The 17,380-nt window shown below is 63.9% G+C and carries 18 protein-coding genes and 4 pseudogenes; 14 read left to right on the forward strand and 8 right to left on the reverse strand.

Annotated elements, in window-relative coordinates; translation table 11 throughout:
• Positions 1-5: 5 nt before the first annotated feature.
• Genes QTI68_RS34125 through QTI68_RS34140 form a run of 4 tightly spaced genes read left to right on the forward strand, consistent with a single transcriptional unit; the run spans position 6 to position 4,033 of the window.
• Entirely contained in the window at positions 6-923 is a 918-nt protein-coding gene (locus tag QTI68_RS34125) for an arginase family protein (RefSeq protein ID WP_286528289.1), read from the forward strand.
• Entirely contained in the window at positions 913-2,421 is a 1,509-nt protein-coding gene (argH, locus tag QTI68_RS34130; protein ID WP_286528291.1) for an argininosuccinate lyase, read from the forward strand. Before QTI68_RS34125 ends, argH begins: the two co-directional genes overlap by 11 nt.
• Before the next feature lie 15 nt (positions 2,422-2,436).
• The gene (locus tag QTI68_RS34135; RefSeq protein ID WP_286528292.1) at positions 2,437-3,324 is read left to right on the forward strand and encodes a polysaccharide deacetylase family protein; all 888 of its coding nucleotides are present in this window, start codon (positions 2,437-2,439) and stop codon (positions 3,322-3,324) included.
• A gap of 13 nt (positions 3,325-3,337) precedes the next feature.
• Positions 3,338-4,033, forward strand: coding sequence for a helix-turn-helix domain-containing protein (locus QTI68_RS34140; protein WP_286528294.1), 696 nt, complete (start codon positions 3,338-3,340; stop codon positions 4,031-4,033).
• Between the two features lie 131 nt (positions 4,034-4,164).
• Here the strand turns inward: QTI68_RS34140 and QTI68_RS40235 are convergent.
• From QTI68_RS40235 to QTI68_RS34150, 3 genes and pseudogenes are all read right to left on the reverse strand, one after another.
• Positions 4,165-4,413 (reverse strand): annotated as a pseudogene (locus QTI68_RS40235) (M24 family metallopeptidase); the annotation flags it as partial.
• Between the two features lie 10 nt (positions 4,414-4,423).
• Entirely contained in the window at positions 4,424-4,597 is a 174-nt protein-coding gene (locus QTI68_RS34145) for a hypothetical protein (protein ID WP_286528295.1), read from the reverse strand.
• Positions 4,598-4,681: 84 nt separating this feature from the next.
• Positions 4,682-5,048: pseudogene (locus QTI68_RS34150) on the reverse strand (IS66 family transposase); the annotation flags it as partial.
• A gap of 150 nt (positions 5,049-5,198) precedes the next feature.
• Between QTI68_RS34150 and QTI68_RS34155 the strand changes: the two are divergent.
• Positions 5,199-5,648 (forward strand): annotated as a pseudogene (locus QTI68_RS34155) (IS66 family transposase); the annotation flags it as partial.
• A gap of 127 nt (positions 5,649-5,775) precedes the next feature.
• Here the strand turns inward: QTI68_RS34155 and QTI68_RS40365 are convergent.
• The 3 genes and pseudogenes from QTI68_RS40365 to QTI68_RS34170 all read right to left on the reverse strand — a co-directional run.
• A pseudogene (locus QTI68_RS40365) lies at positions 5,776-6,492 on the reverse strand (Tn3 family transposase); the annotation flags it as partial.
• Between the two features lie 424 nt (positions 6,493-6,916).
• Positions 6,917-7,420 carry a DUF4158 domain-containing protein gene (locus QTI68_RS40370; RefSeq protein ID WP_503011784.1) on the reverse strand — a complete coding sequence of 168 codons (504 nt, stop codon included), beginning with the start codon at positions 7,418-7,420 and terminating at the stop codon, positions 6,917-6,919.
• A gap of 197 nt (positions 7,421-7,617) precedes the next feature.
• Complete coding sequence (locus QTI68_RS34170) at positions 7,618-8,472, reverse strand: LysR substrate-binding domain-containing protein (protein WP_286528298.1); 855 nt, start codon at positions 8,470-8,472, stop codon at positions 7,618-7,620.
• A 156-nt stretch (positions 8,473-8,628) separates the two neighbouring features.
• Here QTI68_RS34170 and QTI68_RS34175 point away from each other — a divergent pair, with 156 nt between their 5' ends.
• The 8 genes from QTI68_RS34175 (at position 8,629) to QTI68_RS34210 (ending at position 15,540) form a co-directional block, all read left to right on the forward strand.
• A complete protein-coding gene (locus QTI68_RS34175; protein WP_286528300.1) occupies positions 8,629-9,813 on the forward strand; it encodes an NAD(P)H-dependent flavin oxidoreductase in 1,185 nt (394 codons plus the stop codon).
• An 18-nt stretch (positions 9,814-9,831) separates the two neighbouring features.
• Entirely contained in the window at positions 9,832-10,848 is a 1,017-nt protein-coding gene (locus QTI68_RS34180) for a GlxA family transcriptional regulator (protein WP_286528302.1), read from the forward strand.
• Positions 10,849-10,964: 116 nt separating this feature from the next.
• Entirely contained in the window at positions 10,965-11,705 is a 741-nt protein-coding gene (locus tag QTI68_RS34185) for an SDR family oxidoreductase (protein WP_286528303.1), read from the forward strand.
• A 59-nt stretch (positions 11,706-11,764) separates the two neighbouring features.
• On the forward strand, positions 11,765-12,670 hold the full coding sequence (locus tag QTI68_RS34190; protein ID WP_286528305.1) for an SDR family oxidoreductase: 906 nt from the start codon (positions 11,765-11,767) through the stop codon (positions 12,668-12,670).
• Positions 12,671-12,752: 82 nt separating this feature from the next.
• Positions 12,753-13,253, forward strand: coding sequence for a DUF1097 domain-containing protein (locus QTI68_RS34195; RefSeq protein WP_286528306.1), 501 nt, complete (start codon positions 12,753-12,755; stop codon positions 13,251-13,253).
• A gap of 45 nt (positions 13,254-13,298) precedes the next feature.
• A complete protein-coding gene (locus tag QTI68_RS34200; RefSeq protein WP_286528308.1) occupies positions 13,299-13,562 on the forward strand; it encodes a hypothetical protein in 264 nt (87 codons plus the stop codon).
• A 53-nt stretch (positions 13,563-13,615) separates the two neighbouring features.
• Positions 13,616-14,824, forward strand: coding sequence for a trans-sulfuration enzyme family protein (locus QTI68_RS34205; RefSeq protein ID WP_286528310.1), 1,209 nt, complete (start codon positions 13,616-13,618; stop codon positions 14,822-14,824).
• Between the two features lie 365 nt (positions 14,825-15,189).
• On the forward strand, positions 15,190-15,540 hold the full coding sequence (locus QTI68_RS34210) for a hypothetical protein (protein ID WP_286528311.1): 351 nt from the start codon (positions 15,190-15,192) through the stop codon (positions 15,538-15,540).
• A gap of 322 nt (positions 15,541-15,862) precedes the next feature.
• Here the strand turns inward: QTI68_RS34210 and QTI68_RS34215 are convergent, their stop codons facing one another.
• Both QTI68_RS34215 and QTI68_RS34220 read right to left on the reverse strand, forming a co-directional pair.
• Complete coding sequence (locus QTI68_RS34215; RefSeq protein ID WP_286528313.1) at positions 15,863-16,015, reverse strand: hypothetical protein; 153 nt, start codon at positions 16,013-16,015, stop codon at positions 15,863-15,865.
• Positions 16,016-16,017: 2 nt separating this feature from the next.
• A complete protein-coding gene (locus QTI68_RS34220) occupies positions 16,018-16,944 on the reverse strand; it encodes a hypothetical protein (RefSeq protein WP_286528314.1) in 927 nt (308 codons plus the stop codon).
• 232 nt (positions 16,945-17,176) lie between these two features.
• On the opposite strand from QTI68_RS34220, the gene QTI68_RS34225 reads away from it, so the two are divergent.
• A complete protein-coding gene (locus QTI68_RS34225; protein WP_286528315.1) occupies positions 17,177-17,341 on the forward strand; it encodes a hypothetical protein in 165 nt (54 codons plus the stop codon).
• The last annotated feature ends 39 nt before the right edge of the window (positions 17,342-17,380 follow it).

The raw sequence follows: 17,380 nt of genomic DNA on the forward strand, positions 1-17,380 counted from the left end.
ATTCCATGACCAAGAAACCACTACGCGGCGCCGACCTGCTCGGCGTGCCCTACGACGGACAGTCGACGCTCGGCTACCCGGGCTCGCGTTATGCGCCGGAGCGCGTGCGCATGTGTGCCGGCTGGATCAACATGCGCATCCAGGACGGCAAAATCTTTTCGCTCGGCGCCAACGAGGACCTCGAGGTCGGCGACAACCTGCTGGTCGACCGTGGCGACGTCGAAATCGCACCCCACGATGTGGCGGCCACCTTCGCGGCCACCCGGGAAGCGGTGCGAGCATCGATCGAGTCGGGCCGCGCCCCGATCGTGATCGGCGGCGACGACTGCCTCCTGTTCCCCGTGGCGCACGGGATGCACCAGGCCCTGCCGGGGCGTATCGGCATCATCCATTTCGATGCGCACCTGGACCTGATGGACAACAGCCCGCAGCAAGGGCGCTACAGCCAGTCCAGCGGAATGCGCCGGGCGCTGGAGCTCGAGCGCATCTCGCCGAGGGACAGCATCCAGGTCTGCGAGCGGCATTTCAACTTTCCGGCCTCAGGCCAGTTCAAGCGCGAGAACGACCTGATCCACCTCTCGGCCCGAGAGGTGCTGCGACTGGGGCCGCAGGAGACGGTCAAGCGGATCCTCGACCGGACCCGCAACGCCGACCACCTGTTCCTTTCCTTCGACATCGATGCGATCGATCCGGCATTCGCGCCGGGTGCGGGCGCGCACGAACCGGGCGGCATCAGTTCGGCCGAGGCGCTGGAAATGGTCGAACTGCTGGCCCCGCATTGCGAGGCGATGGCGATCACGGAGGTGAACCCGACCACCGACGTGAAGGACATGACCTCGATGCTGGCGGCCTACCTGGCCTTTACCTTCGCGGTCTACGGCCGTTATCCCACATCGAGCAAGGAGGCGCGCCATGAGCACTGAACACGCAGGCTACCGCGGCTTTCGCGGCGCTGGCGCACGGCTGACGGAAGAGCCGCTCGCACACCTGAACATGCACAAGTCCAGCCTGCTGGGCGAATCCGTGCACGCCATCCACGCCTTCGACAAGGCGCATGCCCTGATGCTGTCCGAGGAGGGCATCAACACCCGCGAGATCGGCCGGAAGATCCTGCAGGCATTCAGGGAGATCGAGCAAGGCGGTGTCGAGGAAGTGCGTGCCAAGGCCGATGGCGGCATGCACTCGGGCGAGCACTACCTGATCCAGACCCAGGGTGAGGCGGTGGGCGGGCGCCTGCACCTGGGGCGCAGTTCGGGCGACCTGATCGAAGTGGCGCGCCGCATGACATTTCGCAACCACGTCCATGCATTGCTGGACGCGCTGTGCGACGTGCGTGAGGCATTGCTCGATCTGGCAGGGCAGCATCTCGGCACGGTGATGCCGGGCTACACCCATGGCCAGCATGCGCAGCCCACGACCTTCGCCCATTGGGCCACGATGTTCGCCGAGGTCTTCGCACGCGACACGGCGCGCCTGCTGTCTTTCCATGTGCGGTTGAACCGTTCGCCGGCCGGGGCGGCGATCCTCACTGGTAGCGACTTCCCGTTGAATCGCCAGCGTGTCTCCGACCTGCTGGGCTTCGACGAGCCGCTGCCGCACACCATGGACGCGATCCTGAGTCACGACCTCGAGATGGAGTATGCGAGCGTCCTGGCCGTGGTGGCGCAGGGGTTGGGCCGGATCGCCGACGACCTGATCCTGTGGTCGACCACCGAATTCGCGATGGTCGAACTGCCGGACCGGTATTGCGGCACCAGCAGCATCATGCCGCAGAAGAAGAATCCGGACGGCCTCGAAGACATGAAATCGGTGGCCGCGCGTTCGATGGGCGTGGTCGTCACGGTCATGGCGGCCGAGAAGGGCCCCACGGGCTTCCCGATCATGGAGCGCCGCAACAGCCAGGCAATGCTGTGGGACCTGGGCCGTGACCTGGGTGTCCGGTTCGAGAGCATGGGGCCCTTGCTGCGGGACATGACCGTGAACGTGCAGCGCATGCACGCCCTGGCGGGCGCCAACTGGGCACAGGTGACGGACCTGGCCGGGGCGCTGGTGCGCGAGGCCGGCTTCGACTGGCGGACCTCGCACCAGATCGTCGCCGTGCTGGTGCGGCGATGCGCGGCGGCTGGCATCCGGCCCGATGAGGCGACATCTGCACACCTTGACGAAGCCGCAACGGAAGTCGGTGCCAACGCCCCGCACCTGTCGGCGGCCGCGTTCGCCGATGCGATGGACCCGCGTGCCTTCGTGCAACGGCGCGTGCTGTATGGCGGCCCGGCGTCCGGCTCGGTGGCGCGCGAAACGAAAGCGGCAAGAAAGCTGCTGGATGCCGACCGGAGCACGGTCGTGGCACTTCGCGCCCAGGCGGACGCTGCAGCGCAAGAGCTGGATGCCGCCATCGCGGCCTTCATCGAGCAACCTTGAGACCTCGGGCGAACCATGGCTGACGACTACACCACCAGGATTCCGGCTGCGGCCAACCGGGCGCCGCCGGCGCCTGAGTTTCCATGGCCCGAGGGCCACCGCTGCGCGCTGATGCCCGCCTTCGATGTCGATGGCGAATCGGTATGGCTCGCCTTCGACGCCTTGAGCGAACGCCGCCTGGTGAGCCGCTCGTACGGCGGCTACGAAGCGCGGGTGGGAATTCCGAAGATCCTCGAGGCGCTGGCACAGCGGCAGATCAAGGCCACCTTCTTCGTGACGGGGTGGGCGCTCGATGCGCATCCGGCGCTGTGCGAGTCCATCGTCAAGAGCGGCCACGAAGTCGCGCATCACGGGTACTGGCACCAACGACCGGAGCCGGGCCAGGTGGAGCTGATGCGCGAGGAACTCGAGAAGGGGCTGGACGCCATGAAAAGGGTGCTCGGCGTGACGCCGGTCGGCTACCGGGCGCCCTACGGCGAGAACGTGGCCGAGTTGCTGGCCATGCTCGCCGAGCGGAGCTTCCTGTATTCGAGTTCCTGGCGCGACGACATTCGTCCCTACCGGCATCTGCTGGACAACGGCGAGGCCGGGCCGATCGAGATCCCCGTCAACTTCAGCTTCGACGACTGGGGCTATGGCCTGACCCATCGGCATTCTCCCCGCACCCTGATGCCGCGCGGTCATGTGATGTCGATCTGGAAGGACGAGATGGACCAGACGCGCGAATGGGGCGGCGTGGTGTCGATGGTGATGCACCCGCAGGTGTCCGGAAGACCCAAGGGCTACATGATCATGACCGAGTTCCTCGACTATGCGCTCAGTCAGAAGGACATCTGGATCGCTACGGGCGAGCAGATCGCCAGGCATCATGCGGCCTGCGAGCAGATGGCGCGGTCGACCTGATTAAACTCGTTCCATGGCGCGCACCACCCCTCGACCAATTCCCAAGCCCACGAAGATCGTGCCCAATGCGGCGGAACTGGAGGTCGTGCCGCTGCCGCGCCGGCGGGGTGCAGCCAGGGTCGCGAAGAAGGCCGCGGTGCCATTGCAGGTGATCCGCCCGCCTCAAGACGACATCCACCTGGGCGAGCGTCTGCGGGCTGCCCGCAAGGCGCGCAGCCTGTCGATCGAGCAGGTCGCCAATGTCGCTGGCATCACCAAGTCCTTCCTGAGTCGCCTCGAGCGTGATGCCGTGGCCGCGTCGGTGGCAACGCTGCTTCGGGTCTGCAATGCGATCGGCATCCGGCCCGGCTCGCTGTTCGACCCGCCCGCGACGAATCTGGTGCGTGCGTCTGAAGGCACGCCGATCAGCCTCGGCGGGCAGGGCATGTCGGAGTTCCTGATCTCGGGTTCCAGCAATGAGCACATGATGGCGCTGCTGTCGGTCATCGAGCCCAACGGCGGCTCGGGTTCCGAGCCCTATACGCTGAATGCGGCCTCGGATCTCGTGCACATCAAGCAGGGCGAGCTCATCATCGTGGTCGACAACGTGTCGCACCATCTCCATGCGGGCGACACCTTCACCTTTCCGCCTTCGCTCTCGCACATGTGGTTGAACCCTTCGGCGAAGGAAAAGACCGTCGCCATCTGGATCATCGTGCCGCCGCCCTGAGAAAGAGGCTGCTTCACCGCTGAGCGCGGCCTGGCGACTCGGGACGGGTCCCCTGCAAGGGACGGTCCGGCGCGCATCTGCATCCTCCGCTCGACGTCGCCCAGCGCTCGGTAGCCGGTTTCGGTGATGGCCACCGTTTCGCTCACGCCCACGGTGAATTCGCCGTAGATTCGCAGCGCGGGCGGGATGTGGAAGGCCATGCCGGGCTGCAGTTCAGTCGTCACGCCGGCACGCAGGCTGAGGATCGCGCCTTCGCCCCAGTCAGGCGCGAAGGTGATGCCCACCGAGTAGCCGGCGCGCTTCTTGAAGGCATCGGTGTAGCCGGCGCGGTCGATCACGGCCTGGCAGGCGAGATGTGCGGCTTCGCAGGGCTCGCCGGGCTTGAGCGCATCAGCGCGGCGTGGTAGCGGTCATGGCTGGCTGCCATCTCGAGGAGACCGGCTCGCCCTGCGCGATCTTGCGGCGGCGCCAGGTGCCGTGCGGGATGCCGCTGCGCGGGTCGCAGGACACCAGCGGTTCCATGCCCATGTACTCCGACCCGGCCGCGATGGAAGCTTGCAGCATGGCGGCGACGAAATCGTTCGTAAGCACGCGGCAAACACATCTTGACGCTGGCCGCAGCACGCGACGGTGTTCTCGAGTGGGTGGTCAGCTGTGCTGCCAGCGATGTGGCAGCAGTTCGTCGATGCGGCTGTGCGGCTGAGTCGGCAGGCGCAAGAACACGTCCTTTAGATAAGCGCGCGGATCGTGCCCATTGAGCTTCGCTGACTATGCCGACCACCGAACTATGCCGAGCGGGCTCGCTGCTGGGCCGGATCTGGTTCTCCACCCAGTTGTTGTCCGCGGGCAAGTTGCCGTCGTCTAGGTAGCGCGTCAGCGCGGCCCAGCGTTTCAGGCTGTAGTTCAACGCTTTCGCGGTGCCTGATCCCTCCGGGACCTTGAGCCGCTGCGCGATCAACCAGGCATGCAGGGCTTCGGCGATCGGCCGACCCCGCGCTTGACGGATACGACGCCGCTCATCAGCGTCCAGGTCCTTCACCTCGCGCTCGACTCATAGAGCCGGGCGAAGTACTGGATGCCTGCCTCTGCGAGGTGACTCTTGTTGGCCGTGTGCAGTTCGACGAACTTGCGCCGGGCATGCGCCTTATGCGGAGCTCCGCATAAGGCGCACGCGCGTCGCCCGTTCATCAAGGCCGAGGAGGCCATACCGAAGGCAGCCCGCTCGCCCGATCAGATCGCGACCCGGTTCGTGCGGCTCATTGGCAAGCTGTACCGTGCGGAGTCCTTGGCCAAGGACTGGACACCCGCGCGTCGGCTGCGGCTGCGCTCGCGCTACAGCGCTGCAGTCGTGCGCGACATCGAGCGGTTGTTGCTCACGCACCTGCACGCCGTCGCGCCATCGAGCTTGCTGGGCGAAGCACTGCACTACCTGCACGGGCAGTGGCCCAAGCTCGTGCGGTTCCTGGAGAACGGCACTTGGCCACTAGACTCCAACCCGGTAGAGAACGCGATCCGTCCATTCGTCGTCGGAAGACGCAGCTGGTTGTTCGCTGACACCGTCGGCGGCGCCAACGCGAGTGCCAACCTGGGGTTGTTGTACTTTTCGTGCAAATCGGTGCGTTTTGCCCCAAAAATCCTTTGCCGACAGGCACTTACGAATCCGACATTTCGCCGAACTTTGCGCTTTTCGTGCAGAACGGTGCGCGCTTGGCCCGCGGAGATGGGGGAGGGCGCTTGCGCCGTCAGCGTGACGATGGTGCATGCCTCGTATTGGGTCGCCGCTGAACAAGCGTGTCGGCGTACTTCTCGACGTTGAACTTCATCGTGCCGCGAAAGTTGATGTGCGAGAAGTGCGCTGGTCCAATGCGGCGCAACCAGTCGTCCTCGATTCGGGTTCCCTGACGCTTCAGCCTCTCAACGACCTCGTGCATTCGGCTCGTGTTCCAGGCCAGCACGATGTTCGTCAGCAGTGCATGCGAGCCCGAAATCGCCAGCATCTCGTCGCGCCGCCGGCCGCGCTCCGGCGCAACCTTGCCGCTGTACACCGCGCGCTGGAGCTGATGCACCGATTCGCCCCGGTTCAGTAGCGTGTGAATCTCGCGCCGGAAGTCCTCGATGGCGATGTAGTCGCAGAGGAAGACGGTGCGCAGCAGCCGTCCCAGATGTTCAGCTACTCGATGCAGGGGGTCTCCTTGCGCAGCCGATCCGAAGCGCTGCAGGGCCAGCGTGGCTGACACGCGCCCGGATCGAATGGACGCCGCCAGGCGAAGGAGCTCGTCCCAGCCGCGCTCGATGGCGCCGAGCGAGACGCTCCTCACGGTGACTGCTTCGAGTCCTTCCGGGATTCTGAAGACGCGAGGCAGGTGCAGCTTTCGCTCCGCCAAATCACGCAGCCGCGGACACAGGTCAAAGCCCAGCAGCTTGGCGATGGCCATCGCCGGATTCGTATACCCATGGGTAGCTTCGCGAAACAGTTGCTGGCTACGTCGACTCGATTGAAGCAGTGCCACGTCGGTCAGTTCGAGAAGCGTGATCCGCAGAAAGCACACCAACTCGATCATCTGCCGGGATGGTTTGATCTCGCGTGTCCTTGCCGGGCATCGTGCCTGCACCTGCCTGGCGTACGCCTGCTGCTTGGCCAGCGTCACGCCACTCAGGTCCCAGGTGTCGGCTCCGAGCGCCTTGAGAAAGCGCACCTTCCCCAGCGTTTCGGCCAGGCTTGCCGGTCCATGTCGCCGCGGGGGCGTCTTCAGCCACTCCAGGTGGGTGGAATCCGTCTCGGACCGAATGCAGTAGGCGAGGGCGCTCAGTTCGCGCGCCCTCGCGACCGGAACAGCGGCGCTGACATGGGCGAGAACGCTTGCCTCGATGACGGCCAACGCGTCACGGGCCCAGTCCTTGAGGCGGCGCGGCCCGGGAATCACGATCCGGCGGGTGTACAGCCACTGGCAGGCCGACCGTACCAGTTCGTCGGGGTGAGTAGCCTCCTGGGCGTGAACGCGAAGCGCATCGGCCAGTTGGATCATCAGCCCGCTCAAGATCTCGAAGACCGAGGTATCCCTTGGCCCAAAGCTGGTGCTTGAAAAGTGTCTGGCTACGTCCGTAGATGGAGCGCAGGGTCGCAATGGATGGCGAGGAGATCCCCAACAACTCGGCAGTGCGCCGCAGCAGATTGCGCGGCAAGACGTTGAAGCCGTCGAGCGGTCTACCGGTAGCGCGCATGAACAGCACCATCAAGGCAGCGGGCAGGCGATGGCTGACTCGAAATTGCTGCGTGATCGCTTCGATGTCTGCCGACCCCAACTCGAAGAACTGCTCACGGTTAAAGTCGCTCAGCCGAGATGGTAGGGCCTCCTGGCCGACGAAACGCAGGGCAAAGGAAGGCATGGCTGGCTCCAGAACGCAGGGCCGCCAATGTACCGGCTCGGTTCCGGTCAGGGCGGGGCGCGTCTAGCACCTGCGCGATCCAATGGAGACCTGCATGCCCGCGTGGGTGCCGGGCTCGCAAAAAGCGCACCGATCTGCACGAAAAGTACGACAACCCCAGCACTGAGACGGCGTCAGCGCAACAACGAGATTGTTCGTTAATTGAGCGAAAGCTCGGCACGAAGCGCTTGAAAAGCTGCCGAACTGTATCCGCGTCGGTGCACGAGCAGAGTGTCGATCGAGGCAAGTGGCTGACTTCGCACCCCCTTCGGTGCGCGTTGCAGCTCCAACACCGACTGCGGCGCCACGCCAATGCTCGTGCCAGCTGCTACGCAGGCGAAGATGGCGTGGTACGACCCGAGCTCAAGGACCTTGAGCCCTGGTTTGTTGCTCAGCCACTGCCGCGCAAATCGCCGGTACGTGCACCCCGGCTCAAGCGCAGCCAAGCTGTCGACTTGAAGTTGACTTGGATCTTCGACATCCGGATGGCTTGTGGGCAGTAGCAGCATGAGTTCTTCTTGGTAGACAGGCTGTGCCTCCAGCTGCGTGTCCATGACTTCGCCGATCGACCCCATGTCTGCGAGAAAGGCGCAATCCAACTGATGCGCCAGAAGCTGTTCGACCAAAGTCGCCGAAGGCGCCATCCGAAGCTCGATCGCGACCTCCGGCCATCGCTTGTGATATCGCGAGAGCGGTCCCGGGAGACGGCTCGCCGCGGTACTTTCCATCGTCCCGATCCGAAGCTTTCCTTTGGGACTGCCAGGGCGAAGCGCGTCTTGAGCCTCCGACGCGAGCAACAGCAGGCGGTGAGCGTAGTCCTGAAAAACAATGCCCTCAGGCGTCAGCGACATGCGCTTTCCCTCGCGCAGAAAGAGCGCAACGCCCAACTGCTCTTCCAACTGACGCAGACGAGTGGTCACGTTTGACTGAACGCGTTGCAGCCTCTCGGCCGCACGCGTCACGCTCAACTCCGTTGCCACCGTGACAAAGATTTCAAGCGACGAAAGATCCATCTGTTATCTCCAACAGAGATTGATTGTATCATCATCAATCTCTCCTATAAAATTTGGCTGACTATGAAGCCCCGGTCGTCCATACCCAGCCACGCCCCAACTCCGACCGCGGAGCCCCATGTTGAATCTGGCTCCCTTGCTTGGAGTACTCAAGCTATGAACACGTGGCGCGATCACCGCATCCTTGATCTGTTCGGCATCGAGGTGCCGATCTTGCAGGCGCCAATGGCAGGTGCTTCCTCGCACGAAATGGCAATCGCAGTCGCCAAGGCCGGAGGCCTTGGTTCATTGCCATGCGCCCTCTTGAACGAGGCACAGGTGCGAAGCGAGCTCGCGGAGATCCGAGCGCAAGTACCAGCGGCGCCCTTGAGCATCAACTTCTTCTGCCACCGCCCACCAGAGCCTGACCTGGTGCAAGAGCTGCAATGGCGGGAGCGTCTGCGCTCCTACTATTTGGAACTCGGCTTGGACCCGACAGGGCCGCACCCGAGCTCAAGCCGCAACCCGTTCGACGCGGCCATGTGCGCTCTGGTCGAGGAGTTTCGGCCGGCGGTTGTCAGCTTCCATTTTGGGCTGCCTGCACTGGACTTGCTCTCACGCGTCAAGGCAACGGGGGCCAAGGTGATCTCATCTGCAACGACAGTGGCAGAAGCGCGCTGGCTCGAAGGGCATGGCGTCGATGCGATCGTTGCGCAAGGCTCCGAGGCCGGCGGTCACCGGGGCATCTTTCTCCAGGAAGAAATCACCACTCAGTTGGGGACCTTCGCACTGGTGCCCCAGGTTGTCGATGCGGTCAGCGTACCCGTCATCGCGAGTGGCGGGATCACCGACGCGCGAGGCATCGTCGCCGCGATCGTGCTCGGCGCTTGCGCAGTACAGATCGGCACTGCCTATCTCTACACGCCAGAGGCCAAGCTTCCCAAGCTTCCCAAGCTTCATCGTGCCGCGCTGAGAAGTCCTCTGGCAGAAACGACGGCGCTGACCAATCTCTTCACAGGTCGGCCCGCTCGCGGAATGGTCAATCGACTGATGCGCGAAGTCGGACCGATCTCCACCCTGGCACCGAGCTTCCCCCTGGCTGGCGGAGTGCTTGCACCGCTCAGGGCGGCTGCCGAGGCAGCCGGATCCGACGACTTCATGTCGTTGTGGGCCGGCCAGGCCGCCCCTCTCGCGAAAGAGATGAGCGCCGGCCCTTTGACGCGCTTGCTGGCAGAGCAAGCGCTGGAACAGTTTCGAAGCCTTGGTGAATGCATCGGTTCAGTCAGTCGGCCAAGCGCGCAGTGCGCCGTCGGCGATGCACCCCAAAGCGGCTCTCGGCACGTTCATCGCGGCGCATCCTAGCTCTTGAGAGAACATCGAATGCTTGTGGAAGCCGGGCCGACGCGCCCCATCCGAAGGGTTGTCTTCGTCGCCGTAGCGCCCATCGTCGAGATCGATCTCGTCGGCCCCCTTCATGTCTTTCAGGCGGCCAACGAAACCTCGCAGGAGAATGGCGAAGGTCCGACATATGACATCTGTGTGGTGTCCACGGAGGCCAAGGGGCGGATTCATGGCGCCTGCGGACTCGAGATTGTCGTTGGCGGGGGGCACTACGGATCGTTGCGCGCGTCGATCGACACGCTGGTCATCGTTACCGGCAAGAGCGTGTTCGACTTCAGCGATCCTGAGCTGTGCGAATGGCTGAATCAAGCAGCGCGTCGCACGCGGCGCATCGCATCGATCGGGCTCGGGTCTTTTGTTTTGGCCGCAGCGGGCTTGCTCGACCAGCAGAAGGTGGCAGCGCACTGGACCGTTGCCAGGCAACTGAGCGAGCGCTATCCGGCGATCGACGTGGATGCCGAGAGGGTGTGGGCGAAGAGCGGTTCGATCTACACCTCCGCTGGCGTGACGGCGGGCATCGACTTGGCCATGGCACTGGTCGAAGAAGATGTGGGAAGCCGCGTCGCGCTGCACATCGCACGAATGATGGTCGTCTTCCTGAAGCGACCCGGCGGCCAATTGCAGTTCAGTATCGCCCTGAAGGCCCAGATGCCCAGCACACGATCGTTCGCCGATCTGGCCGCATGGGTCGCGGAGAACTTGGACAAGCCGCTCTCCGTCGAAACGCTGGCCGAGCAGATGGCGATGAGCTCGCGCAATTTTTCGCGTGTCTTCCGGGAAGAGACCGGCGTCACGCCTGCGCGCTACGTGCGCCAAGCCCGGCTCGACGCAGCCCGCGTGATGCTGGAGCAGACACGGCGTGGCCTGGAGCAGGTGGCCTCGCTCTGCGGCTTTGGCAGTGACGAGGTGATGCGCCGCGCCTTCGTCGAGGACCTGGGCGTTTCTCCAGCCCAATACCGCGCGACGTTTGCAACGGGTCCTCTGGAACAGCGCTGAATGGCAGAGATCGTGGGGCGTTCGTCATTTCGATTTTTGCCTCCGCTCTCTAAGCTTCGTTTTGTCGAATGAGAGTTCGACGAACCACCCCCATTACTTGCTCCAGGAGAAACCGAATGAACCCGTCCAAGCAGAGGATCGCCCTCGTTACCGGCGCCTCGCGTGGCATTGGCGCTGCCATTGCACGCCGTCTCGCAAACGACGGCTTTGCCGTTGTCATCAACTATGCCAGCCGTTCCAGGGAAGCCGATGAACTGGTGCTGACGCTGGAAGCCAAGCAGCAGACATCCGTCGCCGTGAAGGCCGACGTAGCCAACGCTGCGGACGTCAGGGCAATGTTCGTCGAAGTCGAAAAGACGCTTGGCAAGGTCGATGTGCTGGTCAACAACGCTGGCATCCTGAAGACGATCCCGCTCGCGCAGACCAGCGACGACGAATACGACCGCCATTTCAACGTGAATGCCAAGGGCACTTTCAACACGATGCGAGAAGCGGCCGCGCGTCTGAACGAAGGTGGCCGAATCATCAACTTCTCGAGCACGACGCTCGCACTCAATATGCCGGGGTACGCCGTCTACAACGGCACAAAGGCAGCTGTGGAGGCCTTCACCCATGTCTTCGCCAAGGAACTGCGTGGCCGCAACATTACCGTCAACGCGGTCGCGCCCGGCCCCATCGCCACGGACCTCTTCCTCACCGGCAAGAGCGACGAGCTCATCGCGCAGTTCGCCAAGATGCCCCCGCTCGAGCGCCTGGGCCAACCGGACGACATCGCCAACGTGATCTCCTTCCTTGCAGGTCCGGATGCGGGCTGGGTCAACGGCCAGGTCCTCCGCGCGAACGGCGGCGTGGCCTGAGAGCCGCAACCGAACCGCTCCCTTCGCACAGGCACCCATCACACCTCGAGGAATCCATCATGAACAAGCAAGTCATCGTCATCACCGGCGCCTCCAGCGGCTTCGGGGCTCTCACGGCGCGGGCACTGGCCAAGGCCGGCCATATCGTCTATGCGGGCATGCGCGCCACTGAAAGCCGCAACGCGCCGGCGGTTGCAGCTGCGGCCGCGTTCGCCCAAGAGAACGATGTCGATCTGCGCTCCGTCGAGCTCGACGTTGCATCCGATGCCTCCGTCAATGCAGGCATCGCGAAGGTGATCGCGGACGCTGGTCGCCTCGACATCGTCATGCACAACGCGGGCCACATGTCATTCGGTCCCGCGGAGGCCTTCACGCCCGAACAGTTCGCGCAACTCTTCGACGTCAATGTGTTGAGCACGCAGCGCGTCAACCGTGCCGCATTGCCGCAACTGCGCAAGCAGGGCAAGGGGCTGATCGTCTGGGTCTCGTCATCGAGCACCCGTGGCGGCACGCCTCCCTACTTGTCGCCCTACTTCGCCGCCAAGGCGGCAATGGATTCGCTGGCCGTGTCGTACGCGGCAGAACTGACGCGCTGGGGCATTGAGACATCGATCGTCGTGCCGGGCGCGTTCACCAAGGGAACGAATCACTTCGCGCACTCCGGTTCGCCGGCCGATGCGGCACGCGCAGCGGAATACAACGACGGGCCGTACGCGGGCGTTCCCGAGAAAGCGCTGCAAGGCCTGGCGGCACTCGAGCCCGCAGATGCCGATGCAGCCTCGGTGGCCGACGCGATCGTGGATGTCGTGGGCCTGCCGTTCGGCAGGCGCCCTTTCCGGGTGCACGTCGATCCGTCGCAGGACGGCGCGGAGATCGTGAATGGCGTCGCCGATCGCGTGCGCGCCGAGATGTTCCGCAACATCGGACTTCAAGACCTGCTGAAGCCTGCCTTCATCGCGGCCTGACGCTATCGCAAGCATGTCGTTGCTGCCCCGAGTGCGGGCGGTAGTGACCTCCTGCCCCCTTCACTTGACGAAAGATTCGACCATGTCCAACTCGACCGCGGGCGCTATCGCGCCACTGTCCATCAAGTTCAACGCCCTCACTCTGGTTGCCGCAACGACCGCAGCGATCGCGGCCTCGACATCGGCCAGTCTCGGCTGGTCCGTCTGGGCCATGTTCGTGGGCTGGGTGGCGTTCTTCACCCGCGGACACTCCGCGAGGGATGCGCTCTTCAGCTATCTCTGCCTGGCTATCGGCATCGCGTTCGGCACTGTGGCAGCTCTCGCCGTTGGCGCGCTGCTCCCGTTGATGGGACCGCTGGCATTCGCGCCCGTCGTCTTCGTCGTGGCCATGGTCGTGGTATCGCTCCGCGCCGCCGCGCCCTTGAACAATATTCCCGCCTACTTCCTGGGGCTCATCACGTTCTTTGCGGCACACCTGCCGCCCAGCCTTCTTGCGTTCGGCGAACTTGCGGCTGTCAGTGCCCTCGGCACCCTGGCTGCCTGGCTCGCGCACCGCTGGCAGACGCGCATCCTGCAAAAGTAGGACGCCCGAACCATCGATCCACCCCACGTTGCCCAGGAGGAAATCATGCGAACCACCATTCTTCTTGCTGCCGCCGCCCTGCTGCTCGCATCTCTACACGGTGTGGTTCGACTACTCCATCTCTCGAGCGCTCTGGCCAGTGTTGTCTTTCTCTTCCTCTGGCTTGCTGCCTCCACGTTCAACATGTGGTTCGGCATGGTGGAGGCGGGCTACACGCTCGCGCAAGAGTGGCCCGTCTTCATGGTGCTCTTCGGACTGCCGGCAATCTGCGCACTTCTTCTTCAATGGCGCCTGGCGAGTTCCACCTGACGGACACCTACAGGCCCAGCGAGCTTGCAGGCGACGCAGCTTCGAGGAATCACATGCTCACCCACACGCGCCCGATCCCCGGCAATCTCGCGAGCTGCGGCATTCGGACTTTGGCGGTTCACGCCGGCCAGCATCCTGACCCCGGTTCCGGCGCGATCGCGACGCCGGTGGTCAGCACGTCTTCGTTCGCCTTCGACGACTTCGACGCGGGTGCGGCGCGCTTCGCAGGCGCGGAGCCGGGATACCTCTACAGCCGATTCGCGAATCCGACCGTGGCGGTTTTCGAGCGGAAGATGGCCGCGCTGGAAGGAGGCGACCAAGCCATCGCCTTCTCCAGCGGCATGGCGGCGATCTGCGCCACATTGCTCGCCGTTCTGAAGGCTGGCGATGAAGTCGTCTATGTCGGAACGCTCTATGGCGGGACCGACGGCGTCATGCGGCAGATGCTGCCGCGGCTCGGGATCCGTGCGGTGCATGCATCCGCCGTCGAGGACATCCCTGGCTGCGTGAACGAGCGCACGCGGGCTGTGTATGTCGAGACGCCGTCAAATCCGACCCTCGGCATCTGCGATCTCGCGAAAGTGGCAGCGTTGACAAAGCCAAGGGGCCTCATCAGCATCGCCGACAACACCTTCGCCACGCCAGTTCTCACCCGCCCCATCGGACTGGGCATCGATGTCGTGGTCCATTCAGCCACGAAGTACATCGGCGGCCACGGTGACGCGACAGGCGGCGTGGCGGTCGCCGGCCTGTCGCATGCCAACGCGATCCGCAAAACCGGAATGAAGGAGCTCGGCGGCTGCATGAGCCCTCACGATGCGGCGCTGTTCATCCGCGGGCTCAAGACCCTTCCACTGCGGATGGCCGCCAGTTGCGACAACGCGCAAATGATCGCGGAGGCTTTGCGCCGCCATCCGGCGGTGGCGAAAGTGCACTACCCCGGACTGCCCGAGCACCCGGGTCACGACATCGCGGTGCGGCAGATGCGTCGCTTTGGCGGCATTCTGTCCCTCGAGCTGGCTGGCGGCCAGCCGGCTGCCCGAGTTTTCCTGGACAAGTTGAAGCTCGTCACCCAGGCCGTTTCCGTAGGAGACACGGATTCGCTGGCCTGCCACCCTGCGTCCACGACCCACAGTGCTGTCGACCCTGCAGCGCGCCTTGCCGGCGGGGTCACACCCGGACTGGTGCGCATGAGCCTCGGGATCGAGGATGGCGACGACTTGCAGCGTGACGTGATCGCTGCTCTCGAAGATGCGTCTTAGTCGGCCCGAGCGGGCTGGCACTGGAGGCTGACATTTCGGACTCCGTATCATCCCAACGCGCCTACCAGCGAAATAGCCACAATACGGAGGAGGGCAGACGACAATTATGTTTATCGACCTGTCGAGCCCTCCTCAGAGGCCGCGGGGAAAGGGCGGCAGAGCGGGGAGGGTAGTAGGGGTTTTGATGCAGCCCCCAGGGGGGATTTGAGGTTTTACGCGCTCTTCATGGCCCGGAAAAAGCCCGCATGGCATGGGAAGAAGAGGGCGCCGCGGGGCGGCATGGGACTGCGACAAACTGTCGCGGTCTTGGCGGGGTCGGCATCGCCGGGTCTCGAACATGTGGAACCTTTTGCAGGAGCCCTGACATGCCCTTCCTTGCACCCTCGTTCGCCCGCCTGCCGCCCCTGGCCTACCTGCTCGCCGACCAGGTCGAGCCGCGCAAGAAAATTGCTCGGCATCTGGGGGTGAGCTTTCGGACGCCGCAGCGCTACCAGGCCAGCGGCAACGCGCCCCGCGCGGTGTATTTAACTCTCTGGTTCGAGAGCCGCTGGGGCATGGCCGCCCTCCACACGCAGGCCTACAACGAAGCCCAACACGCCCGCGCCTGGGTCGCCGCCCTGGAGCGTGAATGCGAGCGACTGCGCGGCGTCATCCGCGCGTACGAGAACGCGCAGGCCCACCCGGCGGCCAACGCGCCGGCCTATCACTTGGTTTGAAGCACGGTGGGTGCAATGACGGGACGTAGAGCCCTGGGTGCTTCGCACCCGCCCCTTATCACGCAGGCCACAGGGCACGTTCAGCCGGCTGAGCTTGACCGCAATCAAGGGATGAATATCGAGGGCAACGCGCCATCGAACTGACGCGATTTCCGTGATTTTGTTGTGCTCGACTCGCCCGAGGTGGCCGTTACACTAGGTTTCAACAAGCGACAACGAGATCTTGCGTTGCCTGAACTTGGCGCGTGCGGTGGAGGCGTGACCACCCTTGTGGAGGAGTTTGGGTGTCCGCCGGGGTCGCCATTCGCCCTGTGCACCAGCGTCAGGCAGCGCGATGCACGCCCGGCGCGACTGCCAGGAGTTCTACCTCGTCAGCGGGCGACTGCAGCGCCGGGCCGTGAACACCCGGCACGATGCCAGCGTGAACCCAAGCGCTCAATACGAATGCGGCGACGGCAACAAGTGTCTTCTTCATGATTATTCCTTTGGGAAATCCGAGAAATTGATGCGCCCGACGGCGCCGGTGCGGTCGCGCTGCGTGAGCGCTTCGAGCTTCTTGTAGATCTCGCGTTGGCGAATCTCATGCAGCGCACGGTCTTCCACCTCGTGGAGCAGATGCAGAACGTGGTTGGCCGGCTGCCCATTGAACTTGCCCACGAGCCGACGCAAGGCGGTGTCCAGTTCCTTCTCCATGGCTCGCTGGCCAAGCGAGACCAGCATCGCCGTGTACTCCGTCGCATCGCGGAACGCATTGATCCATGCGGGCACCTTGTCCGCCCCGTCCAGACAAGCGAGGCGGCCAGCCTCGCAGATATCTAGTAGTTCGACGCCTTTAGCCTTCTTGGCCATGACCAACTTCTGCCACCTGAACGCTTCGTGGTTTGCGCGAGCTACGACTGCCAATTGCGGCCGAATCGCCTCGCATGCATCGACTTCTCTCAGGAGCGCTTTGCTCGTCTCGATGAGATGCCAGCATTTCACGCTCCCGTCCTTCAACCGACGGAACTGCGCGACGCTCTTGCAGTAGAGCAGCCCAGCCCGGCGAGCGTGGTCGTCTTCTCGACACGCTTTGAGCAGGGCCTCAATGTGTGCCAGCGGTGCGTCAAGTCCCGTGGCATCTAGGCCGATGACAGCGGAGCGGATCATGGGTAGCTCGGTGTCGCCGGGCGCGAAGAACTTGTCATCGGGAAACGTTCCGAAGTAGGCCTCGTGCTTGAGCCTGAGCTCCACCTCCAAGGGAAGCGGCTTGCCAGCTTTGATCAATCCCCACAGGTACTTGGGATCGTAGAGATCGGCGAACCGCTCAAGTACTTTTTGAACCGATTCGCCTTCTTTCCTCAATACCTGCAGGAACGCCAACAAGGCGCTCTGCCCAGGTTCGCCAAGTGTGAGGGAATTACTCAAGGCAAACTCCTTGGAGTGGAAGTGAAGATTCGATTCTGAATTGATCGATCGGTTCCAAGGGTTGAGGATTTCACCCTTCCGAACCACCTCAGCCTCCGTCGCGGCGGCGCCACAGCTAGCCGGCGAGGGTGACGGTTTCACGGTTGATCTGCGACGGTGACTGGCGCGCTTCCTGGCTGGCCATCGCCTTCGTAAGGTGACGCCATGTCCAACAGCGTCGTGAAAGGTCGCCATGAAAAAGCCCACCGGCTACTACGAGCTCATCGAAAAGCTGATCGCCATGATTGCTACGCTGCCGCCGCGCGAGCGGGCCGTTGTCCTGATCGTCATGACCGCTGGGGTGCTAAGCCTCACTTCACCGTGGAGCGATGTGATCCTGGGCTTGGTGCAGCGCTAAAGGCGCGGGCGCCCGCGCCCTAAGGGGAGCGGCTGATCC

The sequence above is a fragment of the Variovorax sp. J31P207 genome, assembly GCF_030316965.1.
Lineage (GTDB): Bacteria > Pseudomonadota > Gammaproteobacteria > Burkholderiales > Burkholderiaceae_C > Variovorax > Variovorax ginsengisoli_B.

Bases quoted from the DNA above. Each gene is read 5' to 3' on its own strand.
- QTI68_RS34145 (WP_286528295.1), bottom strand. From the start codon at position 4,597: ATGCTGCAAGCTTCCATCGCGGCCGGGTCGGAGTACATGGGCATGGAA.
- argH (WP_286528291.1), top strand. From the start codon at position 913: ATGAGCACTGAACACGCAGGCTACCGCGGCTTTCGCGGCGCTGGCGCA.
- QTI68_RS34215 (WP_286528313.1), bottom strand. From the start codon at position 16,015: ATGAAGAAGACACTTGTTGCCGTCGCCGCATTCGTATTGAGCGCTTGG.
- QTI68_RS34135 (WP_286528292.1), top strand. From the start codon at position 2,437: ATGGCTGACGACTACACCACCAGGATTCCGGCTGCGGCCAACCGGGCG.
- QTI68_RS34195 (WP_286528306.1), top strand. From the start codon at position 12,753: ATGTCCAACTCGACCGCGGGCGCTATCGCGCCACTGTCCATCAAGTTC.
- QTI68_RS34185 (WP_286528303.1), top strand. From the start codon at position 10,965: ATGAACCCGTCCAAGCAGAGGATCGCCCTCGTTACCGGCGCCTCGCGT.
- QTI68_RS34140 (WP_286528294.1), top strand. From the start codon at position 3,338: ATGGCGCGCACCACCCCTCGACCAATTCCCAAGCCCACGAAGATCGTG.
- QTI68_RS34175 (WP_286528300.1), top strand. From the start codon at position 8,629: ATGAACACGTGGCGCGATCACCGCATCCTTGATCTGTTCGGCATCGAG.
- QTI68_RS34225 (WP_286528315.1), top strand. From the start codon at position 17,177: ATGAAAAAGCCCACCGGCTACTACGAGCTCATCGAAAAGCTGATCGCC.
- QTI68_RS34180 (WP_286528302.1), top strand. From the start codon at position 9,832: ATGCTTGTGGAAGCCGGGCCGACGCGCCCCATCCGAAGGGTTGTCTTC.
- QTI68_RS34170 (WP_286528298.1), bottom strand. From the start codon at position 8,472: ATGGATCTTTCGTCGCTTGAAATCTTTGTCACGGTGGCAACGGAGTTG.
- QTI68_RS40370 (WP_503011784.1), bottom strand. From the start codon at position 7,420: ATGCCTTCCTTTGCCCTGCGTTTCGTCGGCCAGGAGGCCCTACCATCT.
- QTI68_RS34190 (WP_286528305.1), top strand. From the start codon at position 11,765: ATGAACAAGCAAGTCATCGTCATCACCGGCGCCTCCAGCGGCTTCGGG.
- QTI68_RS34205 (WP_286528310.1), top strand. From the start codon at position 13,616: ATGCTCACCCACACGCGCCCGATCCCCGGCAATCTCGCGAGCTGCGGC.
- QTI68_RS34125 (WP_286528289.1), top strand. From the start codon at position 6: ATGACCAAGAAACCACTACGCGGCGCCGACCTGCTCGGCGTGCCCTAC.
- QTI68_RS34200 (WP_286528308.1), top strand. From the start codon at position 13,299: ATGCGAACCACCATTCTTCTTGCTGCCGCCGCCCTGCTGCTCGCATCT.
- QTI68_RS34210 (WP_286528311.1), top strand. From the start codon at position 15,190: ATGCCCTTCCTTGCACCCTCGTTCGCCCGCCTGCCGCCCCTGGCCTAC.